A 24,858-nucleotide genomic window follows, 5' to 3' on the forward strand; every position below is an offset into this window, starting at 1 on the left:
TTAAATCATTTTAAAGGTAAAAAAATAATAAAGATTAAGCATAACTAAATTAGGCTTTTAAGTAAGCTTAACTTTTTTCGTAAATTCAGCTTTTTGTTTAAGAAAATATTATGTGTACAGTAAGTATTTTTCCCGGAGAAGAAAATTCAAATTCTTTCTTGTTAAGCTTTAACCGCGATGAGGCCGTAAATCGGCGAACTTTTGCACCTACAATGCATTATGTTAATGGATGTGAAATGATTTTTCCAAAAGATGCGGTTGCAGGAGGTACCTGGCTGGGTGTAAGCGATAAAAAACGACTGGTTGGGATTATGAATGGAGAATTTAAAGCTCATAAACGAAATCCACCTTACCAAAAAAGTAGAGGAGTTATTGTAAAAGAATTTTTAGCTGCAGAAGCCGTAAAAGCCTACGCTGAAAATTATGATTTTAAAGGAATAGAACCTTTTACAATGCTTTGTGCAGATTGGAATTTAGGTTTGGTAATTACAGAAATGGTTTGGGATGCTAAACAACTCCACTTAAGAAATATTCCGCTAAAACCTCAAATCTGGTCTTCTTCACCTTTATATGACTCGGACATGAAAAAACAGCGAGAGAATTGGTTCGATGATTTCAGGAGAAATAATGAAATTACAGCAGAGAAAGTTTGGGACTTTCATCATAAGGCCGGCATTGGAGATCAACATATCGATTTAATAATAGATCGTGGATTTTTAAAAACACAAAGTATTTCCCAGATTGAAATTAGCGAAAATAGAAAGCAGTTTAGATATGAAGAATTAGCTACCGGAAACATTGAAATACTAAGCTTGGATCATTTAGTTTAGTGCGAACGGCGCACTTAACTTAAAAGAAGGAATCTGTACTCTGAATTTTCGGGTAGAAGTGAAATTAATCATGTTGTAATATCCGCTCATGGCCCCAAATGGAGTATTTAGAAGGCATCCACTTTGGTAGGTGTGTTTTTCTCCTGGTTTTATCACTGGTTTTTTGCCAATAACCCCTTCGCCTTCTACAGTTTCGGTTTTGTTTAATGCATCTTTGATTTTCCAAAATCTAGATTTTAACTGAACCGAATCATTACTTTGATTTTCTATCGTCACTTTATAACCAAAAGCATATCTTACCTGATAGCGATCGTAAAGAATGCCATCAAAAAAAGTCTGTACTGAAATTTTAATACCTTTAGTTATTTGTTCAACCATATGAATTTCTAAAAAATTGCGAACGAGCCGAATACCGATATCAATCCCACAATTATGGCTAAGGTAAAAAATATTATGTTGAGAATCATAAATTTAACAATGGTTTTGAATTTGCCCTGTGCGTAGAATTTTCGTAATCCCTGGTACAGATATCCGATAAAAATAATATTGGCAATATTTACTCCGTAACTATTTTTGGTGAAAATATCTATAATCAATGCAACGCTATACAATATGAAAAACATGCTCTGTGTATGAAATGCAAATGTAAGATGCTCCATATAGTTATATTTCGACCGAATATAAATCAGACTTAAGAAAAGTGTAAAGATGGGTAAGAATATAAATATGATAAAAGGAAGTTTACCGATTAAGTAATTAAGGAAAAGTTGAGGGTTTTCTCTTAAAAGTTTAAAATCGATAACTTTTTTGTATAACCAGCGATTGTAAGCCGAATTTTTTAGATCTAACATTTTTATGGCATCGACTGGAACTGTATTTTTGGTTTCTTTGAAATAGTGATCGAATAAATTTATCTTAGTACTAAAAGCATCAGCAATAGACATGGTGTCAATCTGTTCCTGAGTGACGAGATAGTCATGGTAGGTTTTGTTTTTTACGGGTTTAGGAGGTATTATAGAATCCAGTTTAGTAAAAGGTATACCCTCAAATTCGATATCAACGTTATTTTCTGTATTCATTTTTTCTAATTCTTTAGCTAATTCTTCAGGCTCCTGATTAAGATTTATACCTTCAAAAGAATTATCGTAACCATAGATTAGAAAGAAAATAATGGCTGTAGTTAAAAAGAAGCGATAAGGATTTACGTATCTCATTCTCTTACCCTGAATATAATCTTTGGAGATTTTACCAGGTTTAAAAAGCAGTATCCTCATAGTTCTTATGAACCGGGAGTCATAGGCAAAAAGACCTGAGAAAAATTCAGAAAAGAAGTCACCCAAGGCCAATTTTTTAATAGAGTTTAATTGGCCGCAATTAGGGCAAAACTTATGCTCTTCTTCTAAACTTCTCCCGCAGTTAAGACATTCTTCACCGCGATACTTTACTAAAGATCGTCTAGAGTTCATGAGATTATATGCAATTGGTTAGTTGCTAATATTCTTGGAGTTTGCCGTGCCCATGCCAATAATCCTGTCATATCTTCCCCCGATTTCGCGATAATAGATGAGTACTCGATATTCATTTTCTGTTTCGTCGTAGTTTCCACTAATAAAACCTTCATTTATGGCACCGTCTTTATTTACAAGTACATATTTATAATCGTAGTATCCCTGTTTAAAAAGACGGGCAGTTTCATAATATCCGGTTTCTTCGTTGTAATTAAGCGCCGTACTTTGGTCGGGAGTGAAATTATTAAAATTTCCGTAAATATGTAATATTCCACCATCCAATGGCTCATAATTTTTTAAAGAAAAGTGAACCCAGGTATATTCGGCTTCAGTGTCAACATCTTCAGCATCAAGTTGTCTAATTACAAATCCGCCATTAATATCAGGATTATAAGTATAAGGGGTCGTAGCCCTAGAGATGTCCAGATTCAAATAATGGTGGTATAGTTGATCTACGTCGATTCTTGCAATATCTGCGGTTGTCGCTCTAAGATCTTTGGTGTCAAATTTCAAATATTCATTAGCGCCCCAAAAGGAAGTTGGCATATCATATCGATAAATTAACTGGTTACCGATGGTGTATTGGGGTTTGATGTCTTTAATGGCAGTTTTTAAGTTGTTATTCTGAATAATTAAAGGCTTTACAGTTTGATCGGGATTTCGAAGCAACAGGCTAGGGGAATCTACTGTGAAATTTACCACTTGTTTAGTGTCTATAAATTGAAGGTCTCTAGCTCTTTTGATAACGGGAGTGACAGTAACTTCAGATTCATAAATCATAAATTTTCTTGAAAAAACCAGTTCTTCATTTTCATTGAAAATCTTAATCATATAATTTCCAGAAACTTTTAGTGCCTTGGTATACTGGTTCGGAATACTTAATTCGTAATGCGAAAAAGGCTGAAGGGTATTATAAGAATTTTGGTAATTCATAATTCTTATATTATCCAGGCCTTCCATATATTCATTTTTCGAAAGTTGTGTAGGGCGCCAGTTATAGTCGTAATATTGTATTTTATAATAATAATCGGCTTCATCTCCAATGATATCGTCAAATGTTAAATTTAACATTCCGTTGATTGGGATTATAGGATTTCCATTATTGGTAGAATTTTCCCCATATAATTTAACAGTTCTTATGTAATTTGGTGGAGCCATTTCCTGCTCTGCCTGACTAAGGCCAAGGCTTGTAAAGCTTAAGAAAACGATCAAAAAAACTAATCTATTCATTGTGAAAAAATATAGGTAAATGTACTTACAATTAGTATACCTTAATTTAATGCTTCTTATTTTAACAATTGACTAGCCCGAAAAAACAGTAGTTTGTTGGGAAAAATCTCGTGAAAAATATAAATTTGCACGACTTTAAAATAAACTTTATAATATACACTCCATCCTATGTCAAAAGACATTCGAATTAAAAGAGGACTTACTCTACGATTAAAAGGGGAGGCGGAAAAACAAATAGTTGAGGCCCCAAGGTCCAAGACCTATGCGATTAAACCTCCAGATTTTCACTCAGTTGTTCCTAAAATGGTTCTTAAAGAAGGAGCCAAAGTACTAGCGGGAGACGAAATTTTCTTTTCTAAATATACAGAAGAGGTAAGATTTACTTCGCCGGTTAGCGGAACCCTGAAAGAAATTAAAAGAGCTGAAAAGCGCCGAATAGTTGAGGTGATTATCGAAGCCGATACTACAGATTCTTACAAAGATTTTGGAAAACTTAATGCAGCTACCGCTCCGGCTGAAGCTGTTAAGGAAAAAATCCTTGCAAGTGGTTGCGGTGCTTTTATCATGCAACGTCCTTATGACATTGTAGCAGATCCAAAAGATACGCCAAAGGCGATTTTTATCTCTGCCGTAACTACAGCACCTTTAGCTGCAGACTTAGGCTTTGTTTTAAAAGACAAGGTAAAAGCATTTCAGGAAGGTATTTACGCTTTACAAAAACTTACACCGGGGAAAGTCCATCTATCTGTAGATGATTCTTCGTATCCAGTTCTTAAGGATATCCAAGGTGTAGAGTTACATAAAGTTAGTGGCCCTCACCCTGCAGGTAATGTAGGTGTGCAAATCCATAAGATCGATCCTGTAAATGCGGGCGAGCGCGTTTGGGTGGTAGGTGCAGATCACGTTCCGGTAATCGGAAATCTATTTTTAACCGGATACTTCCAGCCTAAAAAAGCAATTGCTTTAGCAGGAAGTGAAGCTAAGGATAGAAAATACTATAATGTGATTATTGGAGCAAATTCTGCAGATCTTATCGGTAATCAAGTTCCAGATGATGTAAGGATTATTTCTGGAGATGTGTTAACTGGAGATCAGATCTCCAATAATCATTATTTAGGATTTTATCATAATACATTAACCTTAATTCCTGAAGGTAACAACTACAGAATGTTTGGATGGTTACCTTTTACTTATAATAATATCCATTCTAATTCGAAAACATCATTGTCATGGTTGTTTCCTAATAGAAAATATGAGCCTACCACTAATCTTCATGGTGAAGAGCGTGCTTTGGTAGTTACGGGAGAAATGGAAGAGGTTTTTCCTATGGATATTTATCCAATGCAATTGCTAAAGGCATGTATGGCTGGTGATATCGAGAAAATGGAAAATTTAGGAATTTACGAAGTAGCTCCTGAAGATTTTGCATTGATAGATTATGTAAACACTTCTAAAATAGAAGCTCAGGAAATCATTCGTCTTGGTTTAGACTTAATGATTACTGAAGTAGGATAAAAAGTTTAATTATGGAATGGATAAGACAACGATTAGATAAATTTAAAGAGCCTTTTGGTAAGGGCAAAAAACTTGAAAAGTACGCTCCTGCCATTAATGCTCTGGATACTTTTTTGTTTACACCTAACCACACCACTAAAACCGGTGCTCACATTCGTGATGGTGTAGATCTAAAAAGAACAATGATTACAGTAGTGTTAGCCCTAATCCCGGCCCTTATTTTTGGGATGTGGAATGGTGGATACCAGTACTTACATCAATTACCAGAATATGCGAATGGTGTTCCGTTTATGGATGCCTTTTTAGAAGGAGCTTCGAAAATCGTACCTATGATCATAGTTTCTTATGTTATAGGTCTTGGAATTGAGTTTGCTTTCGCAATTTTTAGAGGGCATGAAGTTAACGAAGGTTACCTGGTAACTGGATTACTTATTCCTATGGTAATGCCAATTGATATTCCGCTTTGGATGGTTGGTGTTTCTGTAGTTTTTTCTGTAATTATTGGTAAAGAAGCTTTTGGGGGTACAGGGATGAATATTCTTAACCCGGCCTTAACGGCACGTGCATTTGCTTTCTTTGCCTATCCAACTTATATGTCTGGTAATACTGTATGGGTACACAATGCTTATGAGGTCGACGGTGTTTCAGGAGAGACTATTTTAGGGAAGTTAGCATCAGGTACAGATGTTCCTTACAATACAATGGATATGTTCTCTGGTTTAATTCCGGGTTCTATTGCAGAAACTTCAACAATTTGTATTCTGGCCGGTGCTCTTATTTTAGTACTTACTAAAGTTGGTAGCTGGAGAATTATTTTAAGTGGGTTTATTGGGGCAGCAATAATGGCTTTTATATTTAACTCACTTCCAGCTTTAGGTGTTGAAGGAAATGATCTAACTAATTTCCCATGGTACAATCATCTGGTAATTGGAGGTCTTGCTTTTGGTGTAGTGTTTATGGCAACAGATCCTGTATCTGCAGCGCAAACAATGAAAGGGAAATGGATTTATGGATTTTTGATTGGATTCTTTGCGGTGATGATCAGAATCTTTAACCCTGCATATCCGGAAGGAATTATGTTAGCGATCTTATTAATGAATGTATTTGCTCCTGTAATAGATCACTATGTGATTCAAGGAAATGTGAAGAAAAGAAAGAAAAGATTAGCTACAGTTAAAGAAGTGAAAACAGCTTAGTTATGGAAGAGAAAACAGTAAATAAAACAAATACAAACGGCTATACTTTTATATTCGCTATTATAATGGTGTTAGTGGTAGCCAGTGTACTTGCTTTTACGGCAACATCGCTAAAGCCTTTGCAAAGTGAGAATGTGCGTAATGAAAAAATGCAAAACATTCTTGCTACTGTAGGTATAGAAACCAGCAGGGATAGCGCACAGGCTTTATATGATAAATACATTACAGAAACAATTTCTTTAAGAGAAGATGGTTCTGTAGATAAATCGGTTGATGCTTTTGAGGTAGACCTAACAAAAGAATTGCGTAAACCGGTTAATGAGCAAATTTACCCATTATATATAGCCGATATCGAGGGGGCTAAATATTATATAATACCTCTTAGAGGTAAAGGACTTTGGGATGCGATCTGGGGATATATTTCTCTTAAGGATGATGTCAATACAGTAAAAGGTGCTGTTTTTGATCACAAAGGGGAAACACCAGGTCTTGGAGCAGAAATTACACAGGCATGGTTTCAGGAACGTTTTGAAGATGAAAAAATATTTGATGGAAACGGAAATCTTATAGGAGTGTCTGTTGTAAAAGGAAGTAAGGGAGATGCAGATAAAGATGATAATCAGGTTGATGCCATATCTGGTGCTACCATTACCGGTAACGGGGTTTCTGATATGATATCTGAGAGATTAAAGCATTACCTGCCTTATTTTAAGCAACAAACTGATGTTAAAGTAGCAACTAAGTAATTATGAAGACAGATAACAAACAAACTTCTACAGATTCGGCTCAAAAGGCTGCTGAGAAGAAAAAAGATGAAATGATTCTGTTCTTATCAAGTTCAGAAGAGAAGGAACATTTTCTGTCTAAGAATAACAGGAAATTATTATCAGATCCATTTAACGACAATAACCCTATTACTGTACAGGTATTAGGTATTTGTTCGGCGTTAGCAATTACGGTACAATTAAGGCCTGCTTTAGTAATGGCTTTGGCGGTAATTGTAGTAGTAGCTTTTTCTAACATCATCGTTTCTTTAATTAGAAATTTAATTCCTAATAGAATTAGGATTATCGTACAGCTTGTAGTAGTTGCCTCTTTGGTGATTTTAGTGGATCAGGTACTTAAAGCCTACTCTTATGATGTGAGTAAGCAGCTTTCGGTTTTCGTAGGTCTTATTATTACAAACTGTATTGTAATGGGACGTTTAGAGGCTTTCGCTTTAGGAAATGGTGTGTATAAATCTTTTCTTGACGGTATAGGAAATGGAGCCGGTTATGGTTTTATTCTTATCGTAGTGGCTTTCTTTAGAGAACTATTAGGTTCAGGGAAATTATTTGGATACGAAGTCTTAGGACATAAAGCGCCAACATTAGCAGATTCTACTGGTCTTTATGCCTTAGGTTATGAAAATAACGGTTTGATGTTGTTATCACCAATGGCACTTATTATTGTAGGGATCATTATTTGGGTACAACGTGCAAGAAACCGCAAACTAATCGAAGAATAATTATCAACAGCGAATTATCTTATTATGGAATATTTAAATTTATTTGTTAGAAGTATTTTCATAGAAAATATGATTTTTGCCTACTTCTTAGGAATGTGTTCCTATTTAGCAGTGTCAAAAACAGTGAATACCGCTGTTGGTCTTGGTGCGGCAGTAATATTTGTACTTACCGTAACGGTACCAATCAACTTTCTATTAGATCAGTATTTATTAAGCCCTGGTGCTTTATCCTGGTTAAATCCTGAATATGCTAATGTGGATCTTAGTTTCTTAAGTTTTATCATGTTTATTGCGGTAATTGCCTCTATGGTACAACTTGTAGAAATGATTGTAGAGAAATTTGCTCCGGCACTGTATGGAGCATTAGGTATTTTTCTTCCGCTTATTGCAGTAAACTGTGCCATCTTAGGTGGGTCTTTATTTATGCAACAAAAGAATTTTGGAGGAATAGGAGAAGCCGTAACTTATGGTTTTGGTAGTGGTATAGGATGGTTTTTGGCCATTATTGCTATCGCTGCAATTAGAGAAAAAATTACCTACTCTAATGTTCCTGCACCATTAAAAGGTCTTGGTATAACATTTATCATTACAGGACTAATGGCGATAGGATTTATGAGTTTTATGGGTATTAAATTATAAAAGAAAAACAACAACAATGACAGTTATAATTGCAAGTATAGTTGTATTCTTAATTTTGATCCTTCTTTTGGTTTCTATTCTTCTAGGGGCTAAAGCGAAGTTAATCCCTTCGGGACCGGTTAAAATTAATGTAAACGGAGAAAAAGACCTTGAAGTTAGTTCTGGAGGAACGCTGCTTGGTACTTTAGGTTCAGAGAAACTTTTCCTTCCTTCTGCTTGTGGTGGAGGTGGTACCTGCATCCAGTGTAAATGTATCGTTAAAGAAGGAGGAGGAACACTTTTACCTACAGAAGAACCACACTTTACCCGTAAGGAAATCGCTGATGGCTGGAGACTTGGTTGCCAGGTGAAGGTAAAACAGGATATGAAGATTCAGATTCCTGAAGAAGTTTTTGGAATTAAAAAATGGGAAGCGACGGTAGTAAGAAACTATAATGTTGCTTCTTTTATTAAGGAATTTGTAGTGGAAATTCCTGAAGATATGGACTATAAAGCGGGAGGATATATTCAGATTGAAATTCCGAAATGTGAAGTTCCATATAAAGATATTGATATTACCGCTCACCCTGAAGAGCATGAAACACCGGATAAATTTCAAGCGGAGTGGGATAAGTTTAACTTATGGCCTCTTGTAATGAAAAACAATGAAACCGTGGAGCGTGCATATTCTATGGCTTCTTATCCGGCAGAAGGACGTGAGATTATGCTTAATGTTCGTATTGCTACTCCACCATGGGATAGAGGTAAGAACGGATGGATGGATGTAAACCCTGGTATTGCTTCCTCATATATCTTCTCTAGAAAGAAAGGTGATAAAGTAACTATATCAGGACCTTATGGAGAATTCTTTATTAATGAAAGTGATGCAGAAATGCTTTACGTAGGTGGTGGTGCAGGTATGGCACCAATGCGTTCTCACTTATATCATCTTTTCCGTACTGTAAAGACAGGTAGAAAAGTAACGTACTGGTATGGTGGGCGTTCTAAACGAGAACTTTTTTATACTGAACATTTTAGAGCCTTAGAAAGAGATTTTCCTAACTTTAAATTCTATTTAGCGCTTTCAGAACCTTTAGAAGAGGATAATTGGAAAGAAAAAGACGGAATTGATGGAGAAGGCGACGGTTTCGTAGGCTTTATTCACCAGGTTGTAATTGATAATTACTTGAGTCATCATGATGAACCAGAGGATATAGAATATTATTTCTGTGGACCACCGCTTATGAATAAAGCGGTAGAGAAAATGACCGAAGATTTTGGAGTACCTCGTGAGAATGTAAGATTCGATGATTTTGGAGGATAATTCAAAATTTAGCATATAATTTTAAAAAGCCGATTTGAACAAGTCGGCTTTTTTTATAATCTTTTGTGTCAGGCTTTAGTCTTCTATTCGTAATTTTGTAGCATGGCGAACGAATTATCAAAACAAGAACTTCATAACCTCGCGATGAATGTAGTAGGGAAAGACCTTGAAAAAAAAGGATATGAGTTTTTAGGGGTAAACAGTAGTATAAAAGCAAATCCTCAATTTGTAGCATTAAAAGACAAGAAACTTCATTTTGTAGTGGTTCGTGCTATTAATTATCCTATGGATCCTAGGATAATGGACAGGGTGTATATGGAAACAATGAAGCAACATGCTTCTAAGTTTGAGGCGAGAACATTTTACGCCGGTGTTGGGATCGCAAATGCTAAAGATTATGAATTACCGGTAACTCACGAAGAAAATTATATTATCAATTATGATGGCTGGCAGGAAATTTAAGGTTTTAGTATCAATATTAGTTCTTTTTATCGCCTTTAGTTTTAGCGCTTGTGAAGGCAATGAATTTGAAGAACAGAATTACTCAGGTAATGCTTTGGGTACTTCTTACCACATAAAAATTTTTACAGGAAAGGAAGATTTACAAATCGAAAAAGGATTGGATAGTGTTTTTCAGGTAATAAATAAGTCTATGAGTACTTATTGGGAAGATTCTGATATCTCTTTGATCAATCGCGGAATAGATTCTATAAAAGTCGACGCAAACTTTCAAAATGTTTTTAAAGCTTCAGAACAAATTTATAAAGAAACTAATGGCTATTTTGATCCCACTGTAGGTAATTTAGTCAATGCCTACGGATTTGGTCCTGACAAAAGCCTGGAAGCATTAGATGTAGATACTATAGACTCCTTACTGCAATATGTAGGATTCGATAAATTGAAGTTGACTGATGAAGATCGTATTGCAAAAGAAAATCCACACATTTATCTTGATTTTAATGCCATAGCAAAAGGATACACAATAGATGTTATTGCAGAATATTTTGAAAATAAAGGCATACATAATTATTTAATTGAATTGGGAGGAGAACTAGTTAGTAAAGGAGAGCACATTACAAAGCAGAAGCCTTTTATTGTAGCTATAGATGATCCATTGCAAGAAGAAGGGGAAAGAACCTTTCAGGCTACTTTAAAGCTAAAAAACAGGGCTATGGCGACATCTGGTAATTATCGTAAGTTTAGGGTAGATTCGACTACCGGAGAGCGTTTTGTGCATACCATAAACCCGCTTAACGGAAAACCCGAAAGAAGCAATTTGCTGAGTGCCTCTGTTTTAGCTGAAAGTTGCATGTTGGCTGATGGATACGCAACCGCATTTATGGCTTTGGGATTAGAAAAAGCGAAAAAATTATCCTTAGAATTAGAGGATGTGGATGTGTATTTTATCTATGCTGAAAACGATTCCATTAAAGTATATGCTTCTGCAGGATTTCAAGAAAGCTTGCTTACGGATTGATTCTAATAGAATAGGTTTGGTTTGGATTCACTCCGTGATGATATAATTAGTTTCAGTACCGATGTTGCTGTATCTGTGGGCGTAGACATCGAAAAAAAGAACTTGTAATAAGATCAACTAGTTTTATCTACAAAACTCTTGCTATAATCATTTGGTTAAACTATGTAAATATTCCATAGCGTTTGTTCCAGAAATTTGCATAATTTTTAGATTATTCCTTCATATACTTTACTGAGCCTTTACATAGAAATTCTTAAAAGGGTAGAGGTGATCTAAGCCGTTGGCTTAAGGCATACCGGGATAATTTCTCCCTTAGCAAGCCGAAATTTATCAACTTCAGCAGGGGATAACTCTTCTGTAAAATTTACTTCCTCAACTTTAAAGCCTATACTTCTTAACTTTTCAAAATAGTCTCTTCCATAAATACGCACATGGTCATATTGGCCAAAAATACGTGCTCTTTCTTTAGGATCTGTAATACTATTATCTTCAAAAGTAGTAGAGCGATCTAATTCTTGCGGAATTTGTAAAATAGCGGTACCTCCTGGTTTGAGCACACGTAGGATTTCCTGCATGGCTTTAGTATCATCGGGGATATGTTCTAAGACATGATTGCATAAAATAAAATCATATTGATTGTTCTTAAATGGAAGATTGCAGATGTCTGCCTTAACATCAGCTAAGGGAGAATTAAGATCTGTGGTAGTGTAATCGAGATTGCTTAAATTCCTAAAGCGTCTATAAAAGGCCTGCTCTGGGGCAAAGTGCAGGACTTTAATAGGAGCTTTAAAAAAGTTTGTTTTTAGCTTTAAATAAAGCCATAATAGCCGATGACGCTCTAAAGAGAGCGTAGAGGGTGATAAGACATTTTCCCGCTGATTCTCATACCCATATGGCAAAAATTTTTTAAAACTTTTGCCGTCTATAGGATCAGTATAGGTATTACCTTTTAGTGTTAGAACCAAAAATGGTTTAACAAAATAACTAAGACGTATTAATAACGGTCTTGGTACTGTATTGAGAATCTTTTTAAAGAGCCTTTTCATTTAAATATATCTTTCCGGAGCCAAAGATATTCAAATAAAATGCTTTCAGCAGGATTTTATATTGAATGTCTAAACTTCAATATCTCCCCAGTTCTCACCAGATTTAATACGGTAAAGTTGCATTTCGGAAACTCCAAATTGTTTTGCTAGAACTCGTATTCTTGTTTTTCTGTTTGGATCCAGCAATTTCTTTTTAAGAATAACCGCTTGTGCATAGGTTAATTTAGAATAAGAGGTCACTTTTCTAAGCTTACGTTTTTTCTTATTCTCTTTAACGCTGGGGCTGTGGTATTGATGTGCAACCCATTCGTCTTTGGTAGCCCATGCAATGTTCTCTACGCGATTATCATCTTTTTGGAAATTTTTATGAATTACATATTTATCACCTTCTTTTTTGTCAAGAAAAAGTTCTGCGACAATGCGGTGTATGTAATAAGTCTTGGATTTTCCAGACTTTAGTCTTACGGCAAAATTAAGGTAGCCTCCAACTCGGCCGCCACGCATTAATTCACCTTCTTCTTTGTTTTTTAGGAAGCTTACCAGTCTACCGTAATTAGATACTTTGTAGACAAAACGGTCTTCCCATTCTTCTTTGTGTAGGGTTTTCCAAACCTCTCCTCTGAAATTTTTAATCATAGGTTTTTGCTCTAAATTCGTCTTCTTCGTTACTTTCTATGCCTAAAGCTTCATAGATATAACTGAAGGTGGACAGCAGCTCCGGTTTGCCGTCGATTAAGGCTACATCATGTTCAAAGTGAGCACTTGGTTTATTGTCTGCAGTTAAAATAGTCCAGCCATCGGGAAGCTGTTTTATGCGGCGTGTTCCCAAATTCGTCATGGGTTCTATCGCAACAACCATTCCTTCTACAAATTTTTTTCCTCGACCTTTTCTGCCATAATTGGGCATTTCAGGGTCTTCATGCATTTTAGCGCCAAGGCCGTGGCCAACAAGCTCACGAACAACTCCGTAACCATGGTCTTCAGTAAATTTCTGAATAGCATAGCCAACATCACCGACACGATTGCCGGCTTTGAATTCTCTTATTCCTACGTAAAGTGACTCTTTGGTAACCTCCAGGAGTTTTTTAGTTTCTGGGGCAATTTCTCCTACAGCAAAGGTATACGCATGGTCTCCGTAAAAACCATTTTTTAAAGCGCCACAATCAATAGAAATAATATCACCTTCTACAAGGGGTTTTTCGTTAGGAATCCCATGCACAACCTGCGCATTAGGACTCATACAAAGGGAATTTGGAAAATCGTACATTCCAAGGAATCCGGGATGAGCACCGTGGTCTCTTATAAATTCTTCAGCTAGCTTATCTAAATGAAGTGTAGTTACACCAGGTTTAACCTCTTTGGCCAGCATTCCCAGGGTTTTAGACACGATTTGTGCACTTTCCCTCATTAATTCAATTTGTTCCCTTGTTTTAGGTATAATCATTAGTGTTACTCTTTATACTTTAAAGTCTACCGAAAAATCGGTTTTTCTTCTTTTTAAATTGTTTTGGGTTTTTGCTCCCCGTTTTTTTAGAAATAATCTGATAGATTTCTCCCCAACCCATCATGCCACCTATGTTACGGTCATCAATAAAAATATCGGCCAAAATCTTACGACTTAGGCTTTCATCAAAATTTTCTTCAGGGTAGCTTTTATTTACAGCATAGAAACTTATGCCATTATTTTTGCAAAATGTCACGGCCTCCTCTAAACGAGTGCCTTTGCGGTAAGTCCATAGAATAAGGTTATGACCATCTTCCTGTAGCTTTTTTAAAGTTTCAAAAGCAAACAAAAGTGGCTTACCTATTTCAGGGTACTTATTTTCTACAATAGTACCGTCAAAATCTATCGCTATTGTTAGTGTAGGGGACATAACGTTCAGCAAAATTAAATGAATAGCAATTAACTATCCGTTTTCAAATACTTATTTATTTACTCGGCATACGAATTCTTATAATCTTTACCGCTTACAATTTTAGCGATATCTTCTTCCAAGCTTTCCTGAGCAAATTCTACAAATCGGTTTACTTCCTTCCCATTTTTATAAAAAATTATTGTGGGAACGCGATTTAAATTCACCTTCTCCTCATATTTTTCAGGAGTAGATTTACTATAATCTACTGCTATTGCAGTAAGCTTGTCTAAGTTATAACCGCTTTCATCTAATATTTTAAAGAAACGAGGAGTTTCCCTTTTACTATCCCCGCACCAGGTCCCCATAAAGATATTTATCTCATAGTCGTTAATATTATCTTTAATAGTTTCCATAGCTTTGGCGTTTGGTTCAAACTTTTCATATCTGGGCTCAAACCATGCAGCATAGGGCTCTTGCAGTAAATCTGCCTTTTTAAATTTTCCTAGGAGCATACTTTGTTGAGTAGTAATCTGCTCGTTATTTTTACTCTCTTTGGATATATTTACGGTGCTACAACCTAATAATACAGCGACCATAAAAGGAATAAATTTAGTCATTTTATCTGTGGCTTATTTATTAAATTAAGGGATCCTGAGTCATTAATTCTGGTTTTTCAATTCCCATTAATTTTAAAATTGTTGGTGCAATATCGCCTAATTTACCACTTTTTATCTCTTTTACATCTTTATCTAAAAGAATTAATGGCACGGGGTTAGTGGTATGCGCAGTATTAGGAGAGCCATCTTCATTAATCATGGTTTCACTATTACCGTGATCTGCGATTACTATTACAGAATAATCATTATCCATTGCTGCCGTACATACATCTTTAGCACATTCATCTACGGTTTCGCATGCTTTAACTGCCGCTTCAAAAACACCGGTATGGCCAACCATATCTGGGTTAGCAAAATTTAAACAAATAAAATCAGCAGATTTTTTATTTAATTCTGGAATAATTTTATCCCTAATTTCATAGGCGCTCATTTCTGGTTGTAGATCATATGTAGCTACTTTGGGGGAGTTGCACATAATTCTTCTTTCTCCTTTAAAAGGTTCTTCACGCCCGCCCGAGAAGAAAAATGTAACGTGTGGATATTTTTCGGTTTCAGCAATTCTTATTTGCTTTTTACCTACAAATTCTAATACCTCACCTAAAGTACTTTTTATATTTTCTTTTTTAAAGATAACGTTTATGTTTTTGAAGCTATCATCATATTTAGTCAGCGTTACATAATATAAAGGCATTTTCTTCATATCGTATTCTGGAAAATCGTCCTGACTTAAGGCTTGTGTTAATTGTCTACCACGATCTGTTCTAAAATTAAAGAAAATGACCACATCTTTTTCCTGTAATTTAGCAACAGGCGTGCCATCTTCGCTGGTAACAACAATTGGCTTGATAAATTCATCGGTAATACCTTCATCATAACTTTCCTGTATAGCCTGAACGGGATTTTGAGTTTTTTTGCCTTCTCCTTTTACAATCAGATCATAAGCTTTTTCTTCTCGTTCCCATCGTTTATCTCGATCCATCGCGTAATAGCGGCCAATTATAGATGCTAATTTACCATTGGTTTCCTTTAAATGCTCTTGTATCTCCTCTACAAAACCTTTACCAGAATGTGGATCAACGTCACGACCATCTGTAAAGGCGTGTAAATATTTACTAGTTATACCATAATCTTCAGCTGCACTTAAAAGCCCTTTAATATGCTTAATGTGAGAGTGTACACCACCATCACTTAAAAGCCCCATAAAGTGAATAGGCTTATCATTTTTTTTGGCATATTCAAATGCTTCGCGCAATGCAGGCTCTTCAATAAGTGTTTTGTTTTCTACGGCCTGATTGATCTTTACCAAGTCCTGATATACTACACGACCCGCTCCCAGGTTCATATGTCCCACTTCACTATTTCCCATTTGTCCTTCAGGTAAACCAACATTCATTCCGTCAGTTCTTAACTGGGCATGTGGATACTTTGCAGAAATTTCGTCTATAAATGGAGTTTTGGCTTTGGCAACAGCAGAGACTTCTTCATTTTGAGTTTGTCCCCAACCGTCTAATATCATCAATAATACCTTCTTGTTCATCGTAATGGTGTAAATTTTGGATAAATATAAAAACAAATTAAAAGTTGGCTAAAAGAAGCCCCCTTAATCTTTTATTAAAGTTATCGACTTTTTGGCGAAAAAAATGAATGTTTTGAAATAATTCTTACGAAAACGTTTTAAAATATTAATTATTCACTTTTGTAATTAATTTTAACAAAATTAAATTTTAAATTTTAACATTTTATAATTGAGTTTATACAATATCGATGCTCACTATACGTTTCTTGCTTAGATCTGTTAGTGATTTGTTTAAGGTGTTTAATAGGTTATGTTCCAGATAAATGCCATAAAAATTGTGCAGATATGTTATTTTTTGTATGTTGGCAAAAATTTTAGATAAAATTAACAAAACAAACCCCAGAATGACGAAACGATTAATGGCTGTAGCGGTAGTTTTAATGTTTTCAACTGCCTTTTCGGGATCCACCTCCATCACAGAAATTCCTATTAAAAAAGAGCAAAAATTATTAGCAGAATTAAATAATTTTGAAGTAAAAAGAACCGAGCTTACTTTTGAAGATAAGGTTGGGATGCTTTACGACACCTTTAAAGATAAAAGTGAAAGTATGCCACTGCTTGGAACTTTTGAAAATGCTATGAAAGGTTATTATAAACTGGAAGATGAGGGTAAAGTAAAAAATAAGATACTTACTATCATAGACTTTGACCTTTCTTCTAAAAAGAAAAGGTTTTGGGTTTTAGATATGGAACATCAAGAAGTAATATTTAATACCTACACATCTCACGGCAAAAATTCTGGTTGGGAATTTGCTAAAACCTTCTCTAATGCAGTAAATAGTCATAAAAGTAGTTTAGGTTTTTATGTGACCGGCGAAACTTACTATGGTAAAAATGGGCTGTCGCTTTTTATAGATGGGATGGAGAAAAACTTTAATAGTAATGCAAGAAAACGCTATGTAGTTATTCATGGATCTGACTATGTAACCGAAAAGTTTATTGATAGTAGAGGTAGGGCCGGCCGTAGTTATGGTTGTCCTGCGATACCCAGACTTATTTCTAAAGAGATTATCAACACAATAAAAGGGAAATCTGTTGTTTATATCAATAAGAGTTCTAAGGATTATTTATCCGGGAGTACTTTCTTAAATGAGAAAGCTTCTTAATAAAAAAGCAATTTATAAGATAGTTTAAAAAAACAGAGGCTGAAATTATATAATTTCAGCCTCTGTTTTTTTATCATCCTGATAGCTATTGGTGTCATCGGGATATCCTTAAAAATAAAAAGATGTTCAATCATCTACTGCCTCATAGGTTATTCATATACCCTGAAGATTTTCCTGATTGGATTTATTAAGCCCTAACATCTGAGTACTCGCTATATCGATCAAACATCACTTCGGCAAACGGGCACAATGGTTCAATTTTAAGATTGTTATTTCGCGCAAAATGAACTGCTGCTGCTACCAATTCAGTAGCTTTTCCCTGCCCTTCGTACTGGCGTTTTACTTCAGTATGATCGATGGTGATAACGCCTTCTGAATTTTTGGTATACGTAAGTTCGGCAATAGTGCCTTTTTCACCTTCCATATAAAACATGCCCATGCGGTCGTTTTCTCTATGTTTAATTGGGCTTTCCATAATTATTATTTTAAAATAGCGTCAACAATGCCGTAATCCAGAGATTCCTTTGCATCCATCCAGTAATCACGATTAAAATCTTTCATTACCTTTTCTACTGTTTGACCGCAATTTTCAGCAAGTATTTTAGCGCTAAGTTCTTTGGTTTTTAAAATTTCTGTGGCTTGAATTTCAATATTGGACGCCTGACCTCTGGCACCACCAGAAGGTTGGTGAATCATAACCTTAGCATGTGGTTGAATAAAGCGCCTTCCTTTTTTTCCTGCAGAAAGAAGTATAGATCCCATGGACGCTGCAAGACCGGTGCAAATAGTGGAAACCGGCGCATCTATAGCCTGGATGGTATCATAAATGGCAAAACCATCGGTTACATAGCCACCCGGACTATTAATGTAAAGTTGGATTTCTTCTTTTCCTTCCAAATCAAGATAGATTAAACGATCGATAACGTGTTTGGCCGATTTATCATCAACAGGTCCCCACATAAAAATTTTACGTTCGTCTAAGAATTTAGCGTCTATTTTATCCTGAATTTTTCCTGGCTTATCTTTCATTATGATTTCTTTTCAAAAAATTATTATCCTATAAAAATAGAATTAATTTTGAAGAAAAATAAAATTTGGAGCTTTCATTTAACAGGATTTTAAAGGGAGAGATTGATCTTATTATTCCACTCATCCAACAACTTGCCATAACGTCTATTTCAGCGGAAATTTTAAAAGAACGATTTAATCAGATGTTTTCTCAAAACTATACCTGTTATGGTATTTTTGATGAAAATGAAATTATAGGTGTTTTTGGGATATGGGAAATGACCAGGCATTATGCCGGTAAAATGTATGAAGTAGATCATATAGTAATAGCTGAAGAATATCGAGGAAAAGGAATAGGGAAACAGTTATTTTCTTTTATAGACGAACTCGCCAGAAAAAATAAGGCTGCTACGGTGGAATTAAATACGTATGTTGAAAATTTTAGGTCTCATAAATTCTATATGAACGAAGGTTATGTGATTAGAGGTTATCATTTCCAGAAAAAATATTGAAAAATATTTGGAGAAAAACCCTAATCTAATTTATATTTGCCATCGCTTTAGGCGGGAGTAGCTCAGTTGGTAGAGCGTCAGCCTTCCAAGCTGAATGTCGCCGGTTCGAACCCGGTCTCCCGCTCTTAAAAACCCTGTTAGTACATCTGGCAGGGTTTTCTTTTATAACAATATATCAGTTCTGAAATATTCGCTTTATGATTTGATATGGAAGTTATTAAAAGTAAAGCCCCGCATTGCGAGGCTTTTTAATTTCCTAAAATAGTATTTATTACGGCCATTACCTTAGGAAAAAGTTTTAATAAAATTCCCGGCAGGGTAACCACATGTTAAGGATATCAGAAGTGAACGCAAAAATATGATGAAAGAAGTAACAGCGATCACCCTAGCCGAAAATTAACCTATTAACTAACAACCAAAATTAAGTGTATAGGTACTAACTAATCAAACAATCTTAAGAAGCCGATAATCTGGCTAATGTATTATTGGAGACAACATTCATTGCCGTGGGATATTCTACATTTATGATTTCTATTTCTGAATCTTTTAAAAAAGGAACGATATTAAATACATTTTTTCTTTTGCATTTCAGCGTTCGTCCATCAGATGGTAAATAAGCATGGGTTATTTTTTGACCTTCTATAAAATTGTTAAAAGCATTTTTAGTGCCGCCAAAAAATATATCTATGGTTAATGAATTGATAACGTCTTCATGTTTCTTTTCAATAATAGTAATTGCTTTATTAAATGTTTCAGATTTTAATTCCTCCAAATAATCTTCTTTTGAATAAAAAAGAAGTTCTGTAATAGATGAAGAAAGTGAAGCCCCATAAACTAATACAATATTAGTTAATTGCTGACAGTCATCTAATGCACGCTCTAAAAGTATTAGAGAATTCACAGACAAATCTGTAGGAATTAAAATCTTTCTCATAGCAATTTTGTTTGTAACAAACTTATCCTATACTTGTTAAAATGCTATTAATACCAGATTAAAATGTCATTAGAATTTATGGTGCGATAGGAATCTTAATTTCCATTATAGTGCCCTCGGCTTTAGAAGAAGTAGCTATAACACTGCCATTGTGCATTTTAATTACATTTCGAGTAAGTGGAAGACCAATTCCGTAACCATGAAAATTTTCCGTATTACTACCCCTAAAAAACGGATCGAAGATATAAGGAAGTTCATTTTCTGGAATACCAATACCTTTATCTTTTACGGTGATAATTACATTTTTGTCTGAAGCTGCCAACGCAAAATTTACTTTCCTGTTTTTGGAATATTTACAGGCATTCATAACTACATTGGATATTGCCAGATGTAATAATTGAGTATTGCCGTTTACTGTGAGTTTATCAGGGTTTTCTGGTAATGAATCAAAATCCAGATGAATCACAGCTTCGGGATAAATTTTCTCTACAGTTTCTTTAACATCGATTACAAGTTCGTCTATTCTTAAGCTGATAAAGGTCTGTGCTTTACCATCATAACCAGTTTGAGCTAAAAACAATAAAGCTTTGGTTTTTTTATCGAGTTTGCCGGCATCTTCTAGAATATTTTTTAGTGATATAATGTATTCTTCTTTAGAACGTTCTTTTGCAAGGGTGACATCGGCTTCACCAATAATTGAAGTAAGCGGCGTGTTTAGTTCATGAGAGGCATTGCTTATAAAATTTTTTTGCGTTTCGAAGGAGGTTTCGAGCCTGTTAAGCATATTGTTAAAAGTAGAAGTAAGGCTGCGTAGCTCCTCGTTATCTTGAGGTTCTTTTAGACGAAAATTGAGATTTTCGGTACTGATTTTTTTCATATCACCAATAATCATTTGAAGGGGTCTAAGAACCCTTCTGGAAAAAAACCAGGCAATAAAAATAATGATCAAAATGGATATTAGAGAAGCGATAAAAAGGAGATTCCTTAAATAAACTATATGATGGGTATTGTAATAGTTTTCTGCGGAAACAATGACCAGGTAATCTTTGCCGCGATTATGGTATTTGATTCCTGAATAAAATGTGTTTTTATTTTTATAATATGCCCGTTTTAAATTTTCGATCTCTTCAAGGAAGGAAACTGGGATAGATAGATTGGATTTTGAATGAATATCAAACTGTTGTAAATCAATAATTGTTATTTTTTCATTAGGTAATTCTTCCAGAAAATCCTGGCGTATCTCTTTAACGACATTAATATCCTGGTCGTCCTCTAACTCGATCTTAGCCATGGTAATCGCCCTAATCTCCAGTCTTTTGTAAAAATCTGTGTACGAATAATCACTAATAGAAAAAAAGATAAAACCGCTAAACACAAGAATGTAAGCAAGGAATATAGAAGTAAGAAAAAGAATAATTTTATTCTGTGTCTTCATCGTCCTCTTTTAAAACGTAGCCCATGCCAATCACGGTGTGAATAAGTCGATCATTATTTTCCTTTTCCAGTTTTTTGCGTAGATAATTTACATAAACATCTACCACATTGGTGCCAATATCGTAGTTTACACCCCATACATTTTCTAATAATTCGGTGCGGGAAATTACTCTGCCGGGGGCTTTTAAAAATGCAAGTAAAAGTTTATATTCTGTACTGGTAAGTGCTATTTTTTTTCCGTTTCTGGTGACTGTTTTGGAAGAGTCGTTTACTTTAATATCTGAAAATCTATAACTGTTATCAGGGATATTTGAATTAAAATTTCTGGATCGGCGTAATAAACTTTTTACACGGGCAATAAGTTCGATAAACTTAAAAGGTTTGGCCAGGTAATCGTCGGCGCCACTATTGAGTCCCATAGCTATATTTTCTGAGCTTCCCAGTGCTGTTAAAAATAGAATAGGTACATGAGTGTTTTCTTCTCTAACAGCTTTGCAAATTTCCAAACCATTCATTTCTGGTAACATAATATCCAGTATAAGCAGGTCAAATTTATTAGCACTTGCCATTTGGTAGCCTTCCTTTCCGTTTAAAGCAATGCTTACTTCAAATCCTTCTTCGGTGAGTCCTTTATTGATGAAGGCACAAACTTTTGCGTCGTCTTCAACAAGTAATATTTTAGCGTTCTTTGTATCCATAGTAATTCTAGCTATGCCTAAAATAAAAAGAAATTTTTCAATTCAGGACGAAATTGGGTAATAAAAAAGCGGCTGTTAAAGCCGCTTTCTATAATTCTAAAGAAATCTTTTAATTAGCCGTTCATGCTAATAAGAAACTCCTCATTATTGTTGGTTTGTTTGATTTTTTGCTGAATAAATTCCATCGCTTCTACAGGATTCATATCAGCAAGATATTTTCGCATAATCCACATACGCTGTATAGTGTTTTCATCTAAAAGAAGATCGTCACGACGCGTACTTGAAGATATAAGATCGATCGCTGGGAATACTCTTCGGTTAGAAATTCTACGATCTAGCTGAAGTTCCATATTTCCTGTTCCTTTAAATTCTTCAAAGATAACCTCATCCATCTTAGAACCTGTATCGGTAAGGGCAGTAGCAATAATAGAAAGTGAACCACCACCTTCAATATTACGTGCAGCACCAAAGAAACGCTTAGGTTTATGTAAAGCGTTAGCATCTACACCACCACTCAAAACCTTACCACTGGCAGGCTGTACGGTATTATATGCTCTGGCAAGACGTGTAATAGAATCTAGTAAGATTACAACATCGTGACCACATTCTACAAGACGTTTTGCTTTCTCTAATACAATATTGGCAACTCTAACATGCTCATGAGCTTCTTTGTCAAATGTAGAGGCAACAACTTCACCCTGTACGTTTCGTTGCATATCTGTAACTTCCTCAGGACGTTCATCGATCAAAAGGATAATTTGATATACTTCAGGATGGTTCGCAGCAATGGCATTGGCAATGTCTTTTAATAACATTGTTTTACCGGTTTTAGGTTGCGAAACGATCATACCACGTTGTCCTTTCCCGATAGGAGAAAATAAATCCATCACTCTTGTAGAAATAGAACTTTCTTTATCAGCGATATTAAATTTTTCTTTGGGGAAAAGTGGCGTAAGGTGTTCAAAAGAAACACGATCTCTTACTACCTGTGGGTCAAGACCATTAATTTTATTGATTTTAATCAGAGGGAAATATTTTTCACCTTCTTTTGGAGGTCTTATTTGCCCTAATACTGTGTCTCCTGTTTTTAAACCAAAAAGTCGAATTTGGGATTGTGATACGTAAATGTCGTCAGGAGAAGTAAGGTAGTTGTAATCTGAGGATCTTAGGAAACCATAGTTGTCCTGCATGATGTCTAAAACACCTTCACTTTCGATAATAGCATCAAACTCATAATCCGGCTCACGGTACCTGTTGCGATTGTCACGGTTACCGTTATTTTTATGATTATTATTGTTGTTATTGTCGTTACGGTTATCCTTTTTATTATTTCTGGAATCTTTACGATTATTAGTACTTCTGTTATTATTCCTAGAAGCATTATCATCGTTTTTAGACGATTCTTTCTCCTTTTTAGGAGCTTTACTTTCAGGTTTAGAAGTACTGTCCTGATTGTTTTTCGCAGGACTTTCATCTTTAACTTCTAGTTTTGCTTCTGGAGTCGTTTCTTCAGCCTTCTTAGGTCTGCCAGGTTTTTTATCACTACCAATTTTCTTTCTTGGTCTTTTTGGCTTATCCTCGGTTTTTTTCTCTTCGGCCTTTTCTTCTTGTAGAGCTTCTTTGGTCTTTGCAGGGTTAGCAGCCTGGTAGTCTAAAATTTGGTAAACAAGATCTAGTTTTTTAAGACTTCTAAACTTTGGGACGTTTAGAGATTTAGCAATCTCCTGAAGCTCAGGTAGCTTTTTAGCTTTTAATTCAGAAATTTCAAACATGAATGGTCAAGAATAAATTTGTTTGGATTGATTGTAATAAACTTCTTTTGGAAGAATAGAAAAATATTTTTTTGGAGTCATAAGTAACCTGTAAAGAACCGGTTACGAAATGTGTATGCAATTATACAACTTTATTTAGAAAAATTGCTGTTTTTTCTAAAAACTTTATTTTATTTTTGTGACCAGATTTTAGAGAATATGCTTCAACGTATACAAACAGTTTATTTACTTATCGCAGCAATAGTAAGCCTTGGGCTTATATTTGTATTTGCTTTGTGGCAAAGTGAAGAAGGGAGTGCAGTTTACGCTCAGGATCAATTAACGATATTTATCATGTTTATTGCTTCTGGATTATTATCTTTGATCAGTGTTTTTATGTTTAAGAATAGAAAGCTCCAATTTGTATTGGGGCGTATCAATATCATATTAAACTTTTTTTTACTAGGAGTGTTTGTTTATTGGTCGCTAAGCTTACCCGGAGAAATGAATATTTCAGAGAAGGGTATTGGGATGTTTCTTCCGATCATTTCTATCGTTTTTCTAGTTCTGGCGAATAAAGCCATTAAAAAGGACGAAGATCTTGTAAAATCTGTAGACCGATTACGATAAGCCTATCATCTTAGTAGTATTAGTGCGTTAAGAACCCGAAGTGAAAACTTCGGGTTTTTTTATGGAGAAGTTTTTAGGTTTAGAAACAGTTTTAAAGTTAGAAAGTGAAAAGCACATCGTAATTCGACACATTTTTAATATAGAAAATGGCTCAATACTTAGGAATCAAGAGCCAGAAACCAGAAAATTTAGACAAAAAATAGCGTGTAGATTTTATTCAATTTGAAAATGCGCTAATGAGATGATTGATAGTCGGGATGAAGAATACGAAAATGAGTCGGGCGGAAATTGATACAAAGGAAAATAGATTTTTTTATTTCATTTTTTTAAATTTTGAATCGGGGTGAAAATGCTAATCTGTAGGGTTGGGGTTTGAGAAAATGTCAAACCTTACTGTAAGCTATTCGCTCTTATTTTGGGCACTTCGACACGATTTCTTCGAAGTCACTCAGTGACCTCGATTATAAGAGGGGCTGAGTAATTTT

The 24,858-nt window shown here is 35.1% G+C and carries 27 protein-coding genes and 1 tRNA gene; 13 read left to right on the forward strand and 15 right to left on the reverse strand.

Annotated features, from left to right (window positions below; all coding sequences use genetic code 11):
• Window positions 1-110 precede the first annotated feature (110 nt).
• Window positions 111-830, forward strand: a complete 720-nt coding sequence (locus ZPR_RS04535; RefSeq protein WP_013070443.1) for an NRDE family protein — start codon at window positions 111-113, stop codon at window positions 828-830.
• On the opposite strand, the gene apaG is transcribed toward ZPR_RS04535, so the two are convergent.
• From apaG to ZPR_RS04550, 3 genes are read right to left on the reverse strand one after another with little or no spacing between them, the layout of a single operon-like run.
• A complete protein-coding gene (apaG, locus tag ZPR_RS04540; protein WP_013070444.1) occupies window positions 822-1,208 on the reverse strand; it encodes a Co2+/Mg2+ efflux protein ApaG in 387 nt (128 codons plus the stop codon). The two genes, ZPR_RS04535 and apaG, sit on opposite strands and share 9 nt — an antisense overlap.
• 8 nt (window positions 1,209-1,216) lie before the next feature.
• On the reverse strand, window positions 1,217-2,296 hold the full coding sequence (locus ZPR_RS04545; RefSeq protein ID WP_013070445.1) for a DUF3667 domain-containing protein: 1,080 nt from the start codon (window positions 2,294-2,296) through the stop codon (window positions 1,217-1,219).
• An 18-nt stretch (window positions 2,297-2,314) separates the two neighbouring features.
• Window positions 2,315-3,568: a type IX secretion system plug protein gene (locus ZPR_RS04550; protein ID WP_013070446.1), complete on the reverse strand. Its 1,254-nt coding sequence runs from the start codon at window positions 3,566-3,568 to the stop codon at window positions 2,315-2,317.
• Window positions 3,569-3,736: 168 nt separating this feature from the next.
• Here ZPR_RS04550 and ZPR_RS04555 point away from each other — a divergent pair, with 168 nt between their 5' ends.
• From ZPR_RS04555 to ZPR_RS04590, 8 genes are all read left to right on the forward strand, one after another.
• Entirely contained in the window at window positions 3,737-5,083 is a 1,347-nt protein-coding gene (locus ZPR_RS04555; protein ID WP_013070447.1) for a Na(+)-translocating NADH-quinone reductase subunit A, read from the forward strand.
• An 11-nt stretch (window positions 5,084-5,094) separates the two neighbouring features.
• Complete coding sequence (locus tag ZPR_RS04560; RefSeq protein WP_013070448.1) at window positions 5,095-6,279, forward strand: NADH:ubiquinone reductase (Na(+)-transporting) subunit B; 1,185 nt, start codon at window positions 5,095-5,097, stop codon at window positions 6,277-6,279.
• A 2-nt stretch (window positions 6,280-6,281) separates the two neighbouring features.
• A complete protein-coding gene (locus ZPR_RS04565; RefSeq protein ID WP_013070449.1) occupies window positions 6,282-7,025 on the forward strand; it encodes a Na(+)-translocating NADH-quinone reductase subunit C in 744 nt (247 codons plus the stop codon).
• Between the two features lie 2 nt (window positions 7,026-7,027).
• A complete protein-coding gene (locus ZPR_RS04570) occupies window positions 7,028-7,786 on the forward strand; it encodes an NADH:ubiquinone reductase (Na(+)-transporting) subunit D (RefSeq protein WP_013070450.1) in 759 nt (252 codons plus the stop codon).
• A gap of 24 nt (window positions 7,787-7,810) precedes the next feature.
• A complete protein-coding gene (gene nqrE / locus ZPR_RS04575) occupies window positions 7,811-8,425 on the forward strand; it encodes an NADH:ubiquinone reductase (Na(+)-transporting) subunit E (RefSeq protein ID WP_013070451.1) in 615 nt (204 codons plus the stop codon).
• A gap of 16 nt (window positions 8,426-8,441) precedes the next feature.
• A complete protein-coding gene (gene nqrF / locus ZPR_RS04580; protein ID WP_013070452.1) occupies window positions 8,442-9,728 on the forward strand; it encodes an NADH:ubiquinone reductase (Na(+)-transporting) subunit F in 1,287 nt (428 codons plus the stop codon).
• Window positions 9,729-9,830: 102 nt separating this feature from the next.
• Complete coding sequence (locus ZPR_RS04585; RefSeq protein WP_013070453.1) at window positions 9,831-10,190, forward strand: hypothetical protein; 360 nt, start codon at window positions 9,831-9,833, stop codon at window positions 10,188-10,190.
• Window positions 10,168-11,205 (forward strand): FAD:protein FMN transferase, encoded by a 1,038-nt coding sequence (locus ZPR_RS04590; protein WP_049771415.1) that lies wholly within the window; start codon window positions 10,168-10,170, stop codon window positions 11,203-11,205. The genes ZPR_RS04585 and ZPR_RS04590 overlap by 23 nt, the downstream gene beginning before the upstream one ends.
• Before the next feature lie 272 nt (window positions 11,206-11,477).
• Here the strand turns inward: ZPR_RS04590 and ZPR_RS04595 are convergent, their stop codons facing one another.
• From ZPR_RS04595 to gpmI, 6 genes are all read right to left on the reverse strand, one after another.
• On the reverse strand, window positions 11,478-12,251 hold the full coding sequence (locus tag ZPR_RS04595) for a class I SAM-dependent methyltransferase (protein WP_041578675.1): 774 nt from the start codon (window positions 12,249-12,251) through the stop codon (window positions 11,478-11,480).
• A gap of 69 nt (window positions 12,252-12,320) precedes the next feature.
• The gene (locus ZPR_RS04600; protein ID WP_013070456.1) at window positions 12,321-12,887 is read right to left on the reverse strand and encodes an HNH endonuclease; all 567 of its coding nucleotides are present in this window, start codon (window positions 12,885-12,887) and stop codon (window positions 12,321-12,323) included.
• Window positions 12,880-13,695, reverse strand: a complete 816-nt coding sequence (gene map / locus ZPR_RS04605; protein WP_013070457.1) for a type I methionyl aminopeptidase — start codon at window positions 13,693-13,695, stop codon at window positions 12,880-12,882. Before map ends, ZPR_RS04600 begins: the two co-directional genes overlap by 8 nt.
• Window positions 13,696-13,714: 19 nt before the next feature.
• Window positions 13,715-14,125, reverse strand: a complete 411-nt coding sequence (locus ZPR_RS04610; RefSeq protein WP_013070458.1) for a BT0820 family HAD-type phosphatase — start codon at window positions 14,123-14,125, stop codon at window positions 13,715-13,717.
• Window positions 14,126-14,184: 59 nt separating this feature from the next.
• Window positions 14,185-14,724: a thioredoxin family protein gene (locus ZPR_RS04615; protein ID WP_013070459.1), complete on the reverse strand. Its 540-nt coding sequence runs from the start codon at window positions 14,722-14,724 to the stop codon at window positions 14,185-14,187.
• A 19-nt stretch (window positions 14,725-14,743) separates the two neighbouring features.
• Entirely contained in the window at window positions 14,744-16,261 is a 1,518-nt protein-coding gene (gene gpmI / locus ZPR_RS04620) for a 2,3-bisphosphoglycerate-independent phosphoglycerate mutase (protein WP_013070460.1), read from the reverse strand.
• Between the two features lie 383 nt (window positions 16,262-16,644).
• On the opposite strand from gpmI, the gene ZPR_RS04625 reads away from it, so the two are divergent.
• Window positions 16,645-17,406, forward strand: a complete 762-nt coding sequence (locus ZPR_RS04625; protein ID WP_041579627.1) for a murein L,D-transpeptidase catalytic domain family protein — start codon at window positions 16,645-16,647, stop codon at window positions 17,404-17,406.
• A 187-nt stretch (window positions 17,407-17,593) separates the two neighbouring features.
• On the opposite strand, the gene ZPR_RS04630 is transcribed toward ZPR_RS04625, so the two are convergent.
• Together ZPR_RS04630 and ZPR_RS04635 are read right to left on the reverse strand one after the other, a co-directional pair.
• Window positions 17,594-17,881, reverse strand: coding sequence for a GNAT family N-acetyltransferase (locus ZPR_RS04630; protein WP_041578676.1), 288 nt, complete (start codon window positions 17,879-17,881; stop codon window positions 17,594-17,596).
• A 5-nt stretch (window positions 17,882-17,886) separates the two neighbouring features.
• Window positions 17,887-18,435 carry a ClpP family protease gene (locus tag ZPR_RS04635; RefSeq protein WP_013070463.1) on the reverse strand — a complete coding sequence of 183 codons (549 nt, stop codon included), beginning with the start codon at window positions 18,433-18,435 and terminating at the stop codon, window positions 17,887-17,889.
• A gap of 65 nt (window positions 18,436-18,500) precedes the next feature.
• Here ZPR_RS04635 and ZPR_RS04640 point away from each other — a divergent pair, with 65 nt between their 5' ends.
• Window positions 18,501-18,926 carry a GNAT family N-acetyltransferase gene (locus ZPR_RS04640; protein WP_013070464.1) on the forward strand — a complete coding sequence of 142 codons (426 nt, stop codon included), beginning with the start codon at window positions 18,501-18,503 and terminating at the stop codon, window positions 18,924-18,926.
• Between the two features lie 51 nt (window positions 18,927-18,977).
• Window positions 18,978-19,050, forward strand: a tRNA-Gly gene (locus ZPR_RS04645).
• 330 nt (window positions 19,051-19,380) lie between these two features.
• Here the strand turns inward: ZPR_RS04645 and ZPR_RS04650 are convergent.
• From ZPR_RS04650 to rho, 4 genes are all read right to left on the reverse strand, one after another.
• On the reverse strand, window positions 19,381-19,860 hold the full coding sequence (locus tag ZPR_RS04650) for a hypothetical protein (RefSeq protein WP_013070465.1): 480 nt from the start codon (window positions 19,858-19,860) through the stop codon (window positions 19,381-19,383).
• Between the two features lie 76 nt (window positions 19,861-19,936).
• A complete protein-coding gene (locus ZPR_RS04655) occupies window positions 19,937-21,295 on the reverse strand; it encodes a HAMP domain-containing sensor histidine kinase (protein WP_041578677.1) in 1,359 nt (452 codons plus the stop codon).
• Window positions 21,279-21,992 (reverse strand): response regulator transcription factor, encoded by a 714-nt coding sequence (locus tag ZPR_RS04660; RefSeq protein WP_013070467.1) that lies wholly within the window; start codon window positions 21,990-21,992, stop codon window positions 21,279-21,281. Before ZPR_RS04660 ends, ZPR_RS04655 begins: the two co-directional genes overlap by 17 nt.
• A gap of 113 nt (window positions 21,993-22,105) precedes the next feature.
• Complete coding sequence (rho, locus tag ZPR_RS04665; protein ID WP_013070468.1) at window positions 22,106-23,764, reverse strand: transcription termination factor Rho; 1,659 nt, start codon at window positions 23,762-23,764, stop codon at window positions 22,106-22,108.
• Window positions 23,765-23,962: 198 nt separating this feature from the next.
• On the opposite strand from rho, the gene ZPR_RS04670 reads away from it, so the two are divergent.
• Entirely contained in the window at window positions 23,963-24,373 is a 411-nt protein-coding gene (locus tag ZPR_RS04670) for a DUF4293 domain-containing protein (RefSeq protein WP_041578678.1), read from the forward strand.
• The last annotated feature ends 485 nt before the right edge of the window (window positions 24,374-24,858 follow it).

The organism is Zunongwangia profunda SM-A87 (assembly GCF_000023465.1).
Taxonomy (GTDB): Bacteria; Bacteroidota; Bacteroidia; order Flavobacteriales; family Flavobacteriaceae; genus Zunongwangia; species Zunongwangia profunda.